This window comes from Pseudomonas sp. (assembly GCF_050739935.1).
GTDB lineage: Bacteria > Pseudomonadota > Gammaproteobacteria > Pseudomonadales > Pseudomonadaceae > Aquipseudomonas.
Genome location: NZ_JBOICF010000031.1, coordinates 100795 through 116765, shown reverse-complemented (window position 1 = coordinate 116765; position 15971 = coordinate 100795). Strand labels below are relative to the sequence as shown.

At 53.1% G+C, this 15971-nt stretch carries 10 protein-coding genes, 1 pseudogene and 1 other annotated feature; of the genes and pseudogenes, 2 read left to right on the top strand and 9 right to left on the bottom strand.

The annotated features are described in order from the left end of the window. The coding region (locus ACRER8_RS05445) for an integrase arm-type DNA-binding domain-containing protein (protein WP_431745323.1) at positions 1-597 on the bottom strand (597 nt) is incomplete at its 3' end. A 531-nt stretch (positions 598-1128) separates the two neighbouring features. On the opposite strand from ACRER8_RS05445, the gene ACRER8_RS05440 reads away from it, so the two are divergent. Then, positions 1129-2223 (top strand): hypothetical protein, encoded by a 1095-nt coding sequence (locus ACRER8_RS05440; protein ID WP_431745322.1) that lies wholly within the window; start codon positions 1129-1131, stop codon positions 2221-2223. Here the strand turns inward: ACRER8_RS05440 and ACRER8_RS05435 are convergent. From ACRER8_RS05435 to ACRER8_RS05400, 8 genes and pseudogenes are all read right to left on the bottom strand, one after another. Continuing rightward, positions 2114-3216, bottom strand: a pseudogene (locus tag ACRER8_RS05435) (IS3 family transposase); the annotation flags it as partial. The gene ACRER8_RS05440 and the pseudogene ACRER8_RS05435 sit on opposite strands and share 110 nt — an antisense overlap. Then, positions 2954-3070 (bottom strand) — a sequence feature (AL1L pseudoknot). Its footprint overlaps the pseudogene before it by 117 nt. Beyond that, positions 3185-5983, bottom strand: a complete 2799-nt coding sequence (locus ACRER8_RS05430; RefSeq protein WP_431745321.1) for a DEAD/DEAH box helicase family protein — start codon at positions 5981-5983, stop codon at positions 3185-3187. The pseudogene ACRER8_RS05435 and the gene ACRER8_RS05430, both read right to left, overlap by 32 nt. Position 5984: 1 nt before the next feature. Beyond that, positions 5985-7775: a site-specific DNA-methyltransferase gene (locus ACRER8_RS05425; RefSeq protein WP_431745320.1), complete on the bottom strand. Its 1791-nt coding sequence runs from the start codon at positions 7773-7775 to the stop codon at positions 5985-5987. Next, entirely contained in the window at positions 7775-10639 is a 2865-nt protein-coding gene (locus ACRER8_RS05420) for an SNF2-related protein (protein WP_431745319.1), read from the bottom strand. The genes ACRER8_RS05425 and ACRER8_RS05420 overlap by 1 nt, the downstream gene beginning before the upstream one ends. Before the next feature lie 131 nt (positions 10640-10770). Beyond that, a complete protein-coding gene (locus ACRER8_RS05415) occupies positions 10771-11655 on the bottom strand; it encodes a helix-turn-helix transcriptional regulator (protein WP_431745318.1) in 885 nt (294 codons plus the stop codon). A gap of 425 nt (positions 11656-12080) precedes the next feature. Beyond that, a complete protein-coding gene (locus ACRER8_RS05410; RefSeq protein ID WP_431745317.1) occupies positions 12081-13052 on the bottom strand; it encodes a hypothetical protein in 972 nt (323 codons plus the stop codon). Positions 13053-13385: 333 nt separating this feature from the next. Then, entirely contained in the window at positions 13386-13616 is a 231-nt protein-coding gene (locus ACRER8_RS05405; protein WP_017739170.1) for a helix-turn-helix transcriptional regulator, read from the bottom strand. 54 nt (positions 13617-13670) lie between these two features. Then, on the bottom strand, positions 13671-15050 hold the full coding sequence (locus tag ACRER8_RS05400) for a hypothetical protein (protein WP_431745316.1): 1380 nt from the start codon (positions 15048-15050) through the stop codon (positions 13671-13673). Positions 15051-15206: 156 nt separating this feature from the next. On the opposite strand from ACRER8_RS05400, the gene ACRER8_RS05395 reads away from it, so the two are divergent. Continuing rightward, positions 15207-15890, top strand: a complete 684-nt coding sequence (locus tag ACRER8_RS05395) for a hypothetical protein (RefSeq protein ID WP_431745315.1) — start codon at positions 15207-15209, stop codon at positions 15888-15890. The last annotated feature ends 81 nt before the right edge of the window (positions 15891-15971 follow it).

Below are 15971 nucleotides of genomic sequence, written 5' to 3'. Positions count from 1 at the left end.
CCAAGGTTGGCGCTTTCTGGCCCAGCTGAACATCTGGGTGAGGTCGGCGAAGAAACTGATGGCTTGTCGGTGAGCGCCGCGGTTGACCACGGTGCGGATCAGCGCCCGAACATCGTGTTCGGACACACTGCTCACCGCTGTCTTGCGGAGTGCCGGGTAAAGGTCCTTGTTAAAACGGCGCTGCAGCTCTGCATTGCCGTCTTTGCGCGCGACGCCATCCGCCAGCCACGCCTTGGCCAGATCCTGGACGGTCAGCGTTTGCACCTTCGTCGTTTTTACTTGTTCGGCCTCTACGTTAGCAGCGGCGTATGCCTGTGCCTTGGCGGTTTTCTTTTGCTCGTTGGGATTGATCTGCTCATCAATAAGCGCTCGAGCCTGGCCGCGGGCCTTGCGGATGTCCGTCAGGGATTTGCGCGGCCAGGAGCCGCAGGCGTACTCTTTGTTCTGGTCACCCCACCGATACCGATAGAAAAAGCTGACCGTCACGCCGTCCTTGCGGACTGAGACTCGACCGGCCAGATTGCCATCCTCCCTGAGGATTCGGCCGGCATCTTCAGCGGTCAGCGATTCGAGTTCTTTGATGGTGATTTTAGCCATAAAATAGGTTCCCCCTACTTTTACCCCCACAAAAACGTCGGCTCTTGGTGGACGTTACTGGACTCTCGTAGAGCAGAACATCGCTGGAGCTCAAGTAAATACTAGCTTAGAAAAATCCAGAGTAAAATTTTGGAAGCTTTCAAGAAGTATGAAAAAGGAGATGGGGTGCTAGGGGTCGAGTGTTCGAATCACTCCGTCCCGACCATATAATTCAAAGGGTTGCGAGATTTTATCTCGCGACCCTTTTTTGTTTTCAGGTGTTTTTACCCCCACAAAACGCCCGGCTCTTGATGGACATTTCGATGTGATACCACTATCGGAGTTTGCCCAGTGGACTTCGATCATTTTTCGATATTGAGCTGTGTCGGTCGTAATATGTGACGTTCGATGATGGGCAGAGAAACCAGTGACGACCAAAGGCACATTACGGCTGTCGCTATAAGAGATATCATCCCGCCATCAGCTCAGTAGGGGCTCCCTGGCCGTTCAGTTTCGGCACTCCCTTGAGCATAACGACAAGGATTGTTGCGCATGGACGATATCGTTCAGCCCCTCACACCCCAAGAAGAAGCCCCGCCTAAGGAAGTAAAGGTCCTTGCCACCTTGGTAGCAAAGCTAAATCTTGCAGATTTCCAGAACGCTATCCCTGTGATTCGCGAGCTTCGTATCTCGAACGAAACGAGTAATCGTTTCGTCAATGCCACTCTTACGCTTAGCTCGGCCCCCGAGGTATTTAAGTCTAAGATCTGGCGGATCGACGAGATCGCTGCAGATAGCTTCCGGGTCATACCTGGGCTTGATCTTGTCTTGGACGGCCCGTTGTTGAGTCGCCTGACAGAGTCAGAAATGTCGACCTTTACGTTTGTCCTCGAAGCCGATGACAAGGAGGCGGAGAGCGGTCGCAAGGAAGTTGCTCGGCTTGAACAGGTCGTAGACCTTTTGCCCCGAAACCAGTGGGGCGGATTGCGGCATTTACCAGATATGACTGCGGCTTTTGTTCAGCCGAATGATGCAGCGGTTGAGCGGTTGCTCAAACAGGCAGCCGAGTTGCTTCGTCTTAGCGATAAGCCGTCCGCACTTGACGGATATGAGGGTGGCCCCAAAAGAGCTTGGCAGTTGGCGTCGGCAGTGTGGGGCGCGGTGGCGCGCATGAAGCTCGACTATGCGTTGCCGCCGGCCAGCTTTGAACAATCAGGACAGAAGATTCGTAGCCCCAGTCAGCTTGCTGACTCCGGGTTGGCTACTTGTCTCGACCTGACTCTGCTTTTCTGCGCAGCATTGGAGCAGATTGGTCTTAACCCCGTGATCGTATTCACCCATGGTCATGCTTTTGCTGGTTTGTGGCTTAAGCCAGAAGAGTTTACGACTGCCGTGGTGGATGATGTCACTGCAGTACGTAAGCGGGTGAAGCTTCAGGAGCTCGTGCTGTTTGAGACCACTCTTATTACCCACGCCTCGATACCGCCATTCTCTTATGCGGTAGTGAACCGCCCCGGGTTTCGCGGAGGGCATTTGGTTAAAGTAAAACGGCCTTTTCGGCAGTTCTGCCGAGTTGGTTGTAGTAGTTTGCCTCAGCCTCGGCGGGCGGGATATAGCCGATCGATGAGTGCAGGCGTTTATGGTTGAACCAGGCGACCCATTCCAGGGTGGCCAGCTCGACGGATTCCCGGCTTTTCCAGGGCGCACGACGGTGGATCAGTTCGGCTTTGTACAGGCCGTTGATCGTCTCGGCCAATGCGTTGTCGTAGCTGTCGCCACGGCTGCCGACCGAGGGCTCGATGCCGGCCTCGGCCAGCCGTTCGCTATAGCGGATGCTGACGTATTGCGATCCCCTGTCGGAGTGATGGGTCAGAGAACCGTCATTGCCGGGCTGACGGGCGTATAACGCCTGCTCCAGCGCATCGAGCACGAAGTCCGTGGTCATGGACTTGCTCACGCGCCAGCCGACGATGCGCCGGGCGTAGACGTCGATGACGAAGGCTACGTACAGCCAGCCCTGCCAGGTCGAGACGTAGGTGAAGTCCGAGACCCAGAGCTGGTTTGGCCGATCCGCCCGGAACTGCCGGTTGACGCGATCCTGCGGTCGCACGGCAGCATCGTCGGCGACGGTGGTGCGCAGCCGTTTGCCACGCCGCACGCCTTGCAGGCCCTGGGCACGCATCAAGCGCTCGACCGTGCAACGGGCCACCGTCACGCCTTCGCGGTTCAGTTGCCGCCAGACCTTGTCTGCACCGTACACGCGATGGTTCTCCTGCCAGACCCGATGGATTTGTGGCTTCAGATGTTCGTCACGCCGAGCACGGTCGCTGCGCGGCGACGAGTCGCGTAGCCGAGCGGCGTGGCGCCGGTAGGCCGACGGGGCAACCTGCAACACTTTGCAGATCGGCTCGACCCCGTAGACCTCCCGGTGCCGGTCGATGTAGGTGTTTACGACTTTAGCTTGCGGTCGAGCTCCGCCTGCGCGAAAAAAGCGCTGGCCGTGCGCAGGATGTCGTTGGCACGGCGAAGCTCGCGGTTCTCTCGCTCCAGCTCCTTGATCCGTTCGCGCTCGCTGGTGGTGACGCCTTCGCGCTGCCCGCGGTCGACTTCATGGCGCTTGACCCAGGTCAGCAGCGTCTGCGTCTGCTTGGCGCGTGTATTTTGCGGCAAGACCTGCCAACGTAGAGTTTCCGACCACGTCCGTATGTGGCACTAATAAATAAGACCACGGCTTACCGCCAGTCTTCTTCGCATGGAACTCAGTGGCAATATGCGCCCAAAGCGCTGCAGTTTCTGCTTTACGCAATACCACCGTATCGCTAATTTCATCCGCGCGCTTGGTTTCAATAATAAAAATGCGATCTTGCATTTCAACCACAAAATCCGGCTGGTAAGGCAATCCATCTGAATCATACAGTTTGAATTGGTTGGGACCTGGTTTCATCCACAGCTTAACGCCATTTTCTTTTTCTAAAATCTCGCTCAGTTTACGTTCCGTATCCGAATCAAACTTAGCCAGTGGATAGCAGGATTTACTGAAACCGCTAAAAATATAACGCTTGATCTCGTTAAGCTTTGGCGGTGCCTGGCGAAAGTCCAATGAATATTGGCTGCCCGCATTCTCGAAAGTTTGTGGACGCAAGTCTTGGAAGGCCGCGCTCACAGTAACGCGGTAATTTGTTTTCCCGCGCCACATATTTTTCTTCATATCCGCAAAGATGGCATCGGCCATTTGCCGAGAGTGGCCTTGCAGCACACTACGCAACTCTTCAGGCTTATCGTATTTTGCTTGATAGTGAGAAACTACTTGGCCAGCCAGCTGGTAAAGAACTTCGGAGTGCGTGTCGTAATCAATCTCTGGGAAGTCCATGAGCTTGGCAACGATATAGTTTTCTAGGCACTCTTGCTGCTCATCATGGGCGTCGCCGCTAATGGACTGCGTTTTCTCTGTGCGTAAGACCTGAATCAATAGCTCGTTCGAGAGCGGTTGATGGTTCCAGTGTTTAAGATCCAGCGCGAACGGTTTAAAACCAAAAGACACATCTTGGGTCGGTGTGATGGTCAGTGCCGGAATGGCAATAATTCGCTCAACGAACTGACTGCAAATCGACTTCACGATTGCTTCAATTTTCAGCGTTTCAACCGGAAATATCTCAGCTTGCGGTTTTTGCTCCGCTTGAATGGCCTGAACAATAGCGGCTTGCACTTCCGGCTTATTGATATCCGCAAGGCTTCCTACTTGTTTAGCGGTCTGCTGAACCACAATCTGAAGGGTCTTCTCAGCCACTTCCACTTCTTGCGCTGTTTGCAGAATAAAAGGCGCAGGCGCTTCAGCCACACCGGCAGGGCTCGAGGGAGCAGGAATTTTGTAAGCAGTACTTTTTTCACTACCTTCTGCTTTCGGCAGCATGGATTGCACCAAGTGCTGCACCACATTTGGCGTAGTGACGGCCTCAGGTTTCGTTGAGGTCACGTCACCGTCCTCACCAATAAAAACTTGCTTAAGTTTCTTGGTAACGCCGTTTTCCGTTTTGGCCAATTCAATCAGTTCACTGAAGCGGTCGTGGGCAATAACGGTGAGCTGATCGACTTCAGCCACCCCCGTGCGCTTGCCATAAGGTAAGCGCAGGCCACGCCCCAAGGTTTGCTCGGTCAGAATATCGGAAGCTGAGGCACGAAATGGAACAATGGTGAACAGGTTGGTAACGTCCCAGCCTTCTTTGAGTTTGTTAACGTGAATAACGATGTCGGTATCGCCGCTTTTTTCGATGTTCAGCAAGCGCTGCGCATTCTCGTCACTCTCTTCCCCGGACGTTTTTGAGTGGATTTCGATAACACGGCCTTTGTAACGGCCACCGAAAAAACCGTCCGACTCCACAAACTGTCTTACCTCGGAGGCGTGCGTGGTGTCCTTGGTCACTACCAGCATAAACGGTCGCACTACCGGCTTGTCGTAGTTTTTGGCGTAGGTTTCCAGCGCTACCTTGACATGCTCGTGATAGTTAATTCCGTCCTCAAGCATGATGCGTTCCAGCGCATCGGCATCGACTGACTTCGGATTAAAGTTCGCCCGAGTACCAATGGCAGGCTCCTTCACATATCCGTCTTCCATCGCATCCGGCAGCTCGTAGCGGTACACCACGTTTTTAAATGGCTGAGGCTTGCTACCTGTAGTTTTCGGCGTCGCCGTCACCTCAAGGCCCATAATGGGCTGCAACTCGGCAATGGCCTTGAATCCGGCACTGCCACGATAACGGTGCGCTTCATCCATCAGCAGTACCAAATCATCAAGCTCAGACAGGTACGAGAAATAGCTGTCGCCAATGTACTCCTGAAGGCGTTTGATACGAGGGGCGGCACCGCCTCTTACCTCGGAGTTGATCTTCGAAATGTTGAAGATATTGATGATCACACTTTCACGGCCAAATAAATCCGCGCCGCGCACACCACGGCCTTCTTCATAGTTTTCAGCGTTAACAATCAAAGGCGGGTTATGGGCAAAGGCATCAATGCCCTTGAACACATATTTGGGGCTGCGCGGATCGAAATCGAACAGCAACTTCTCATAGATCGTCAGGTTTGGTGCCAGAATGAAAAAATTTCGGCTCTTACCGATCATGTGCAAATAACTGATGAACGCGCCCATTAAACGGGTCTTGCCGACGCCGGTGGCAACGGAGAAACAAACCGACGGGAAGTCACGTTCAAAATCTGCAAAGTCCGCATCAGTAACCTCACCGAATGCCTGACGCACCTGCTCCCGAGCGGCCTCGACATCAGTGCCCTTTTTCGGATCAATAAGCCCTACGATGGTATCGAGGCGCCGAAGCGCCTCTGCTTGAGGCTTGCGTAACGAGAGACGCTGACTAATTTGGGCAACTACACGATCCTTGTTGAGTTCAGTCATCTCAGTTTTCCTCAGAGCCATCGAATAGGCTGGTCTGCGCTACCGATGCTTTATTTTTTTTTGATTTGTTCTGCTTGGCATCTGCTTCTTCGGGCTCGTCAGGCTCTTCGTCTTCCAGAGGCAAGGCTGCGATTTTTAAGGAGTAATCGTCTTTACCCCACTCGCAACGATCCAGCACCACACGGGGGATTTTCTTGATAGTTAGGTTCGTTAAGTTATCGCCAGCGGCCTCATAGGCCATACAGCAAACTAGCAGGCTGCGCTCTTCCCCTACCTCATCAGACAGGACCTTGAGCTGATCAAAGGTCAAACTGTTAGTCGTGACATAGATAAACGCGTTTTCTGTGGCCTTGCCGTGCATCCAGTACTGCTCGGTGGATGGCGCGTAGATGTAGTTGAAATGCTTGCACATTGCCTCTGTCAGCATTTCTGGATTGTAGTCTTTATTTATAACCAAATTACCCCATTTGTCCTTTTGCAAAAGGGAGGGGGCAAGTTTGAAGAAGCGGTAGCCACCACCGCCCACCCAATTCATGGCATTTGAAATACCAGTATTATCTTGGCCAGCCACTATTCGCTTCAGTCTGGGTTGAATATGTGTTACTGCTTGCTCGCCGAGTTCCACCACTATCCAACGCCTTTTCATTTTGTGCGCTACGGCGGCAGTGGACCCAGAGCCCCCAAAGCTATCGAGCACAAGATCTCCCTCTGAAGTAGCAAGCTCTAAACATCTCTTTATAAGTGCCTCAGGCTTTTTTCCATTGGGAAATGAAACACCACCTTCGGCATGAAGATTGTTAGAAAGAAGATCATCCCACAGATTGGTTAGCGGCGCTGCAGTCGTAATCTTTCCGTCTAAAGTTTTTATCTTTGCACTGTAAAAAATTAGCTGCTCTCCATTAATGAAGTAATACGGCTCTTTTCCCTCTCGCTGAGAACAAAAGACCCTGTTTGGTACAGAGTTTGACTGAGCCAGTGCATCACGTGCGTCTTCATTCACGTCTTTAGGGGCTACACGCGCCGTCCTAACCACCCTCGCAGCCCTCTGCAACACGAACTCCTCAAGTCTGCTCTCTATCTTGTCAGCAAATTTCTTTTTTGCTTCGCTCCAATTTTGAACGCATTTCTCACGGCAAAATTCATCCTTTAAGCTTTCGAGTTGCCATTCAAAAAAAGGGCTTTCGTTATTTTTAATAATCTTACTGTAACGATCGTCTCTACCTATGGCTGTATAGACCCGCCCAGGAGTCCACTTATCCCTATTCTTAGCATAGTAAATTATAAAGTTATTTGTTGTAACAATTCCTTTATTCCCAGCCTTCGGACCAGAAACAGAACTTTGTTTAAACGTAATCACGTTAATACGATTGCGTCTTCCGAATATTTCATCCAGCACGGGAATGATGTATCCCAACTCGTTATCGTCGATATGGACGAACATCGACCCATCTTCAGATAAAAGACGATGCAAAATAATGCACCTCTCTCGCATTAGAGATAGCCAAAGAGAGTGTTCAATTCCGTCATCATAATTCTCAAACGCCTGTTGAGTGTTAAATGGCGGATCAATGTAAATACACTTCACCCTGCCGCGCACATTAGAGTCAGTCTCCAGCGCTTTTAGCGCCAGCAAATTGTCCCCATGGATCAGCATATTGTCGAACTGATCACCCTCACGCCGTGCTTCTGCGTGATAGGAAAACTCGGGCTCTTCAATCAGGATGCGCGGTTCTAGGCGCGGGCGATCGTCTTTGCCAATCCAAGTCAGTTCAAGTTTGGTTTTACCGGCCATTAGATCAGGCTCCATCGAATCGTAAACAGGTGGTCCACCTGTGGCGTCAAGTTAAGTTGTTCAGCAATGGTGTCGAGCATGGCTTCACGCTCACTATCGATCTCACTCAGGCGGGTATAGAGCTGATGTTGTAGCTCATCCACTTGGCGCTTTAAGGCTTTTGCTTCGTGCTGTAGCTCAAGCTTGGCGGCCAGATTAGCGGTTGCACGAGCAAGTTTGTTCTTCTCGTTGGCCTGTTTGGTCAGCTCTTTGATCTGCTGGTCGTAGGCTACGCGGGCGTCATTGCGCCACGCATCCAGGCGGTCTTCTTCTTCGTTGAGAAACTCACCCAAACGCTCTTGTGCATGCCCGACAAGCGCCGTTTGCCGCGCCTCAGTAACGCCCGCCAATTCTTCCTCGGGCGCCTGCCCCACCAGTGCGCCAAGCTCTCGGGCAGGAATATGCAGCAAGCGTTCGGCGGTACTCAGGTCAAGCATGCTGCCGTCATCAATGAAGGCTGCGCAGATCAGCTCATCCCAGGTACGAGCAGGTGTTTGTAATGTGAGTCGCGAGAGTCGCATCCAGCCTGATTGACCACGCAAGCAGGCCACATCCCCCAGATTGCCAGCATAGGCGCTGTAGTCAAACTCAAGCGCGGCCATGGGAGTTAATCGCGCTTTAGCCTGCGCCATCAGCTTGTCTGCTAGGCCTCCATCGCCCAAGCGGAAGAAGCGCCAGCCGTTATCCTCTGCCTCAGGCCACTCGGTCGACCAAGTGCTGCCTTGATAATCAAAACGTTCGGCATGGTCCGGATGAAAGTGGGCCTCGGGTAGCTCAGCACGGGCAAGGGTCAGCAGCGCCCTACGGAAGTCGCCAAGGGCGGCATGAACGCCTTCCTTACGGCTCATCAGGCGCTCAATCACCTTTTCGTCCATCTCAGCCAATATTTTGTTGCGTGCATCCTGTTTGGCCGCATCAATCTCGACACTGAACTCTTCTTGCAGCTTATCGAAAGCCTCATTGATTTCGTCGTTCGAGCGGCACGTCTGGACGATCTCCAGAATACGACGTTCGATATCCACACCAGACTCAATGGCGCCCAACACTTCATCGGATGAGCCAAACACACCCTCAAATAGCTTGAACTTCTGCTCTAGGAGCTGGTGAATTCGCTCTTCAGCCTGGTTCTTGCGATTGAGGAAGTTGATGACGGTAACGTCGATCTTTTGCCCGTAGCGGTGGCAACGACCAATGCGCTGTTCAACCCGCTGGGGATTCCAGGGCAAGTCATAGTTGATTAGCAGCGAGCAAAACTGCAGGTTGATACCCTCGGCACCGGACTCCGTGGAAATGAGGATTGAGCGGTCATGTTTGAAAGCATCGACAATGGCCGCTTTCATATCGGCAGTTTTAGAGCCGGAGACAACCTCAGTGCCTTTATTTTTGGTAAGCCAGGCTTTGTAGAGGGCTGCGCTGTCTTTATCAGTGTTTGAGCCGTTGAGAACTACGGTTTGACCGGCAAAGCCATTTTGCTCCAGCAGATCACGCAAGTAGGCTTGGGTACGCACGGACTCGGTAAATACCACGGCCTTGCGCTGACCGCCTTTGGTTTCCATCTCGGCCATAACGATGGGCAAGCACTCCAAGAGCGCTCGCCCTTTAGCGTTGTCGCTAATTGAGGTCGCGATATCCCGGTAATGCGTCAGCTCGGCGATCTCGACCTGAAGCTTTTTCGGATCAATTTCATCAAGATCATCATCCGTATGGTCTTCGACAGCATCCGCCTCGGTTGCGGCGATAGAACCAGCATCGCGCCAATCCTCGGCGTCCTCAGCAAAGCCATCAAGATCATCTAGGGTGTCGTCATCAACCACTAGCTTGGCTTGCAGGCGGTTGACCATCTTGTCCAAGGTTTTGGCAATGGCAAATGAGGATGAACCTAGGATCTTGCGCAGGGACAAGGTCACCAGGTGACGGCCATTTCTACCTAGGGCAAGGGTGTCTGGGTTTTGCAGGTACGCCGACACTGACTCGTACAGATCCAGCTCAAGCTTGCTGGGGGTAAAGTCAAAGGTTTTCGGCAAGCGGTTGGTGTAGTTGATCAGTCCAGCCTTTTGGACCTGACGGCGCAAGGTGCGCTTGCAGATGGGCTCCAAACGATTCTGTAGCAAGGTCATAGCGGCAAGATTGCCCTTGCCTCCGAACTCGGCCTTAAAGGCCTGCTCCGAACCAAAGTAAGCCTCATCAATGATCGTAACGAGACCATAGAGCTCCATCAGGTTGTTCTGCAACGGCGTTGCCGTCAGCAAAAGCTTCTGACAACCCTGTAAGGCATCGCGCAGGACCGCTGCTCGGGAATTGTTAGCCGCCTTAAAGACGTTACGCAGCTTGTGCGCCTCATCAAACACGACCAGATCCCAAGCAACCTTTTGCAGCTGATGGGCGATACGAGCGGCATATTCGTAAGAGACGATGATGATGCCTTCCTTACGCCCAATGGGATTGGGTTGCCCGCTGGCCGACAAGTCTTTAAGGCGCTTGGCATCAAGAATGACCGAGGGCAATGAGAACTTTTCACGGAGCTCCGTGGCCCATTGCTTGCGAAGAGAGGCCGGCACAACCAACAGAAGGTTTCGGCGCTGCTCCCACCAACGCTGGCTGAGCACTAACGCCGCCTCGATGGTTTTGCCAAGCCCTACCTCATCTGCCAGTAGCACGCCTTTGGATAAGGGCGAACGCAAGGCAAACATAGCCGCATCGACCTGGTGCGGGTTCAGATCCACACGCGCCGAAGACAAGGACTGGGTCAAAGACTCGTCGGCACCGATACCTTCACGCGTTAAGAAGTGAGCAAAATACTTGGCTTGGTAGGGGCTGTAGATCATTGGAAAAACAATTCCTTTTAACTTGAGGCCTTCCAGCCATGACAGGCAAAGAGAACTTAACGACCTTACCTCGGCTATCAGAGGCAACGGAGCCAAGGGTGATTAATCACTGTTTGTGTGTAATTACTTGCTCACCCTGTTCGGTAACCTGGAGCCAGCAACGCCGTTTCAACCCCATAAAGCAATAGAGGGTCTTTCAGCCAAAGGCGGTATTCCGGATCATGCAGCCGATGATCCGGCGAGCAGTCGACGCTCCATTTGCGCAGTACATAACCAGCGGTGGCACCGCGCAGGCGTAAACGCAATGCCCCACTGCTCATGCCGTAGTCCATCTCAGTGATATCCGAGTGCGGTTGATCCGGGTGAGGCACCAACTCGACCTCCAGTATCCGGCTCCACTGGACATCCTGTTCTGGGCGCTCGTGTTCAGCGACTTTAGACTCCGCCAGCAGCTTTGGCCGTCTGATGCGGGTGATCACGAAGTCCCGAAATGCCTCGCGCTTGCGATCATAGCCACGCACGTGCCAGCGCAGGCCCGTATCGATCAAGGCAAACGGAACAATTTCTCTCTGGGTCTTGCCGCTGGCCAGGGAGTGGTACTCCACTTGTAGAGGGCAGCGGTGATAGATGGCGCGGGTCACCACACCCAGCGTGTCCAGATCCGGCTGGGTAAGCCGTCCGGACGTTACGCAGGAGACTCCCGGCGCACTGCTCGCCGGCTCGCCATCGCCAAACCCTTCTGCGAGCCAGGCCAGTACCCGGTCAGCGGAGAAGGTGAAGATCGGTCGAAACTCTTTGGTCGGCGTATAGATTTTGCTACTACGGTCATACGCCAGGTTGTTACCTGCCAGCTCGCGATAGGTGGCGAGATCGCGCGTGGCTGCAGCCGTTTGAATGCCGAAACGCTGAATCAGATCCTGTCGCCCTATCTCTCCGACAAACCGCAGACGCAATTCGAGGTAAGCCAGGCGGTCGCGTTGGGCTTGCGTTAGCTGCAAGAGAGCTTCAGTGATCATGGCTACGCTGGTAGTGGTGAAAGCGGTGGACAGCATAAATTGCGATCACAACGCCAGCAACCAAAAATCATAAAAACGATATTTACCGATCATTTTGATTTGTAATAGCCTAATGCAATCTTCAGGCACTGCGCTGCCTGACCCCCACCCCAGCGAGGGATCTCAACATGTGGCTATTTACCAATTTCGGTTTCTTTTCGGTCGTGCAGAAAGACGCCAGCGATGACCTCACCATTCGCAGCCGTACCAAGAGCGACCTAGACCGTCTTCGCAATCACTAGACCCACACATTGACGTCACATCGGCTCACTGCCAACCCACTGCCACTGAGACGATTGAGCCACTGTTCCAGGGGAGGCATGCACATCAAGCCCCCTGGATTCTGGCTCAGCTTGAACCCTGCACCTGCACGATTACGCTGCCCGCTACCCTCGACGAGGACGTTTCAGCTGACCAGTCCGCAGGCATCGAGCGCCCTCAGGCCTCAAGCGCAGGTGCTGAGCATCTTTGACGAGATACTTCACCACCTTGTGGACATGGCGCCGAATCGCTCGATCACTCCTCTCGATGCGACCGATACCACACTCGTCACCGTACTGATCCTTATCGTGGTTGCAGCTGTACATGTAGCCCTGCCCATGCGTGATGTCTTCCCACAACTCGCCGAGCTTAATGGCCTTGAAGACATCTCCACGCACCTCGTTACCATTGAAGAAGTAGGCAGCATGAATGTGGTAGCCCCCACCATCATTCCGATCCCCTTGCTCCACCGAGTACATATGACCGATTAGGTGGTCGAAGATTGGATTGCGCCTATGCTGGGCAATCAGTTGCTTCATATCCTCAAACACATGTTCCACTCGCAGCCTGGCCTGCGCCTCGGAACGGTAGTGGAAATCTACCCTGACGATGGTGATGCGCGAGTAGAGTTCCCATAAGGCATCGACGTAGTCGCAGGCTTGGATCCCCTGCTTTATAGCTTGGTGACGGAGATCATCTTTCCTACGGAGATACCATCGTTCACAGGTCAACTGACGGATACGGGCAACCAGGACGTTCATGCTGCGGTGATGATCGAGCCAGGCCGTACCCCGCTCATTCAGACAGGCAGGGCCATCAGGGTTACGCTCAAGCCCAATGTCCTGGCAGGCTTCCAAAAACGCTTGTAGGTGTTCGCTGTAGTCGTAGGGCACTCGATCATCGAACAGGTCGTACATCTGCTTGATATGTGTGAAGTACCGAGAGAGCTTGGTCTCTTCGACACGCTCGTAACCTGTGCGGGCTTGCTTGATTCGGTATGCCGGTGAATCGGAATCTTCGATGGCCTGGACGAGTCGCTCGATCTGAAGGGTAATGTCAGATTGGGAAAGGTAGGTGTTGGTCTTGCGATTGATCATGGTTGGGTACCTGCTTGGTTATTGGCATAGCAGGTCCCGTGGTAGTTCTAAATTACTGATGCCCATCCCTGTCGATGCAGTGGGTGCTGATCAGACTGAATGCGTTTAGCTATTGAATTACCATTGACTGATAGTTAATAACTATATCAATAGATGCAACTCAGCTCATTGCCGATCATTTCGGCCAGGCCGTGCAACGGGGAGCAACATTGCCGTGCCTACCGGGAAATTTTCCAAACCGCTTCATGGAAGAGTTAGCTGAGAAAATTGCATTACCCAAGCGGCATAAGCGCCATGACCAACCGTAGCCGGTCATGGCGCTTATGATCAGTTCTAGCTGGCCATACTCAGGTGACCGGTGGACCGTACTGCAATGCCCTCTGCAAGATCACGCTCCTCGATCCTTGCCAAGATCCAATCGTGCACCTCGCTGTCGACCCAGCCGACGCAGCGGTCGCCCAGTGATACCGGTTTTGGGAAGGTGCCTTCCCCGATGTACTTGTAGATGGTCGACCGTGCTAGGCCAGTCGAGTCGATGACTTCTTTCAGGCGAATGATCCTCATGAACGGGGCTCCTCGTATTCGTTCAAAGGATCTGCAGGTGCGGTAAAAAATGACTTACCTTTTCAGTAACCGTCGCGCTGGCGGCGTCAACAACCCGCAAACGAAGCGATAGTCCAGCGGCATTTCCGACTCTTCCCCCCAGCTCTCGATGGCCAACTCACCACGTTGAGACTCCCTCAGAATTGTGCATGTGGAAATATCCACCGGTCGTGGCTGCAGGAGCAGCACCATGATTTCGTCACCTTCGCCCTCCAACACTGGCAGGATACTGAGATCCGCCAAGTCGAACCCGATCCAATTCGCCGCACCAAACCTCGCTCTGTACGCCTGCGCAATCCCAGAAACCAGTTTGCAAAAATGGTCGATGACAACCTTCCACGCCCAATCAGACTCGACCTCTCCCTTTCCCAAACCGGGTGGCCTTTGCAGGTCTGCCTCAATCCGCTCCCTAAGCCAGCCAGGATCGACCGAACCTTCACAACCGAGCTCAAACCAGTGGCGCGAGAGCAATTCGGAGGCGCATCGATAGAGCATGAGCCGCAAGACTTCCAAAACAGATCGCCGTTCACGAGCTAGAAAGTGAAGAGCCGCCTTGGGTGTCTCTGCGCGGTTCAACGCGGGTGGACGGCGAAGACCATGAATGTCCCGTAACAACACACCGAAAGCATCGTTCCGAACTTTGGACTGCGGCAGCCAGTGCACCAGAACCGCACCTTCGCCACTCAAGCCATAGCCTGGATGATTTAGGTTGAGGAAATACGAGCTGTTGACCTTCTTGGTACGAAAAACCGAACTTGTCACTCCGGGTACGTAGCTGCGAATCAAGCCCACTCCCCTAAGACGCTGGAGCCGATGACTCAAACTCTCGGAGTCGAGTCCTGTCATTCGTCTCAGGTCCAAGTTGCTGAGCCCTGTCACAACACCAAATTGATCGGCATTTGCGAGCAATGCCCCCAGCAGCAATCGATTACAGATACTCAACCTGCTACGAGCCCCCGGAGGCGCAGGTTTTCCAAGCTTGGTAACTGTCGACCTCTCCCTTTGGGGCTTCGGCTGCGCCCCCAATATCTCTGCCGGGATATCAGCTCCAGAAAAAAGCCGCTTCAGATGTTCCGGGTGAGAGGCATGTGAACATTGTTGACCCTCAAGAGTGGCCAGCGACTGCGGAGCAACTTGATAACTGATCTTTGGCCGACCTTTTCCGGCAAGGGCCGACTCCAAACGTTCCACCACACCAACCGCCACGAGTTCCCCCAAGGCAGCAGTGACTATTCCTTCCACCATGTGGAGCTGTTTCGCAAGCAGCTTGCCTCGCAAGCACTCGCCAGCACTACTACCATACGAGCCGCCCCTTGCAATGGCTTCCAATATGAATCGCGCCTCAGGTCCACAATCAGTCAGCTTCTGTAGGAGGGGCTGAATACGCAGGGTCATTCTTTGATAATCCAGATTTAAATTACAGATTATACACCCTGAATAAATCTGATTAGAGTTACCGCATAACGTTACGAGTAACGCATTTACAAACGATGGCGACAGGAGAGATTTAGCCCTAGAATTAATCGACGAAAATTAGCGGAAGGAAGGGCGATGACCGGGAACGCAGGTAGACCCCGATGGTTGCGAAAGGAGGGAGGTGAGTGGGAGTGGGCCTATCGCTACATGCAGCAAACCTCCGACGAAGGAATACAAACCAGTCTCAAATACGCAACTCGAGGAAAGGAACTTAGCTATGGAATGGTTGCTGACGCGATTGCGTATCTGCAGGAAACTCGTGGCGGCCTAGAGTTCGTGACGCGCCTAAGGAACGCCCTTCGGCAGCATCGACATCGATCATTGAACGCAGGTAATAAAAGGAAGCCCTACTCGTTCACACTCCCGACTGATACCAAAAAGGCCATCAGCATTAGCGCAAAAAAACTGAAAATGACGGAGACTGCTTTAGTCGCCGATCTCCTCAATGGCGCGAGGAAATTGCTTGAGGAACACCATGAACGAGAGCAGTTGCTTCGCGACGCCTTGGATTTTGAACGCAAACGAGTGAAGCAGCTTGATGATCGCTGGAAGGCTCAGCACCGCGAAGCAGTGAGACAGATCGAACGACTGGCCACGATTCTGTCAATGTGGGAGCTCACCTTGGAGCAGGCTGATCCAGGCTTCGAAGGAGACCAGGCGACACTGCAATCTGAGGTGAAGAAAAAGACTAGAGAAATCGAGAAAGCCATCAGCGATGCTCTTAAAATGCACACACTGATTGAAGCAAGACTGATCTAACCGACTCCATCACGCAGCCATAAGGTACCAAGCAAATCTCATTGGCATTCCAAATGGCATTCCAACTAAAAAACAAAACCG

Coding starts and splice junctions, on each gene's coding strand:
- ACRER8_RS05440 (WP_431745322.1), top strand. CDS start 1,129: ATGGACGATATCGTTCAGCCCCTCACACCCCAAGAAGAAGCCCCGCCT.
- ACRER8_RS05430 (WP_431745321.1), bottom strand. CDS start 5,983: ATGACTGAACTCAACAAGGATCGTGTAGTTGCCCAAATTAGTCAGCGT.
- ACRER8_RS05425 (WP_431745320.1), bottom strand. CDS start 7,775: ATGGCCGGTAAAACCAAACTTGAACTGACTTGGATTGGCAAAGACGAT.
- ACRER8_RS05420 (WP_431745319.1), bottom strand. CDS start 10,639: ATGATCTACAGCCCCTACCAAGCCAAGTATTTTGCTCACTTCTTAACG.
- ACRER8_RS05415 (WP_431745318.1), bottom strand. CDS start 11,655: ATGATCACTGAAGCTCTCTTGCAGCTAACGCAAGCCCAACGCGACCGC.
- ACRER8_RS05410 (WP_431745317.1), bottom strand. CDS start 13,052: ATGATCAATCGCAAGACCAACACCTACCTTTCCCAATCTGACATTACC.
- ACRER8_RS05405 (WP_017739170.1), bottom strand. CDS start 13,616: ATGAGGATCATTCGCCTGAAAGAAGTCATCGACTCGACTGGCCTAGCA.
- ACRER8_RS05400 (WP_431745316.1), bottom strand. CDS start 15,050: ATGACCCTGCGTATTCAGCCCCTCCTACAGAAGCTGACTGATTGTGGA.
- ACRER8_RS05395 (WP_431745315.1), top strand. CDS start 15,207: ATGACCGGGAACGCAGGTAGACCCCGATGGTTGCGAAAGGAGGGAGGT.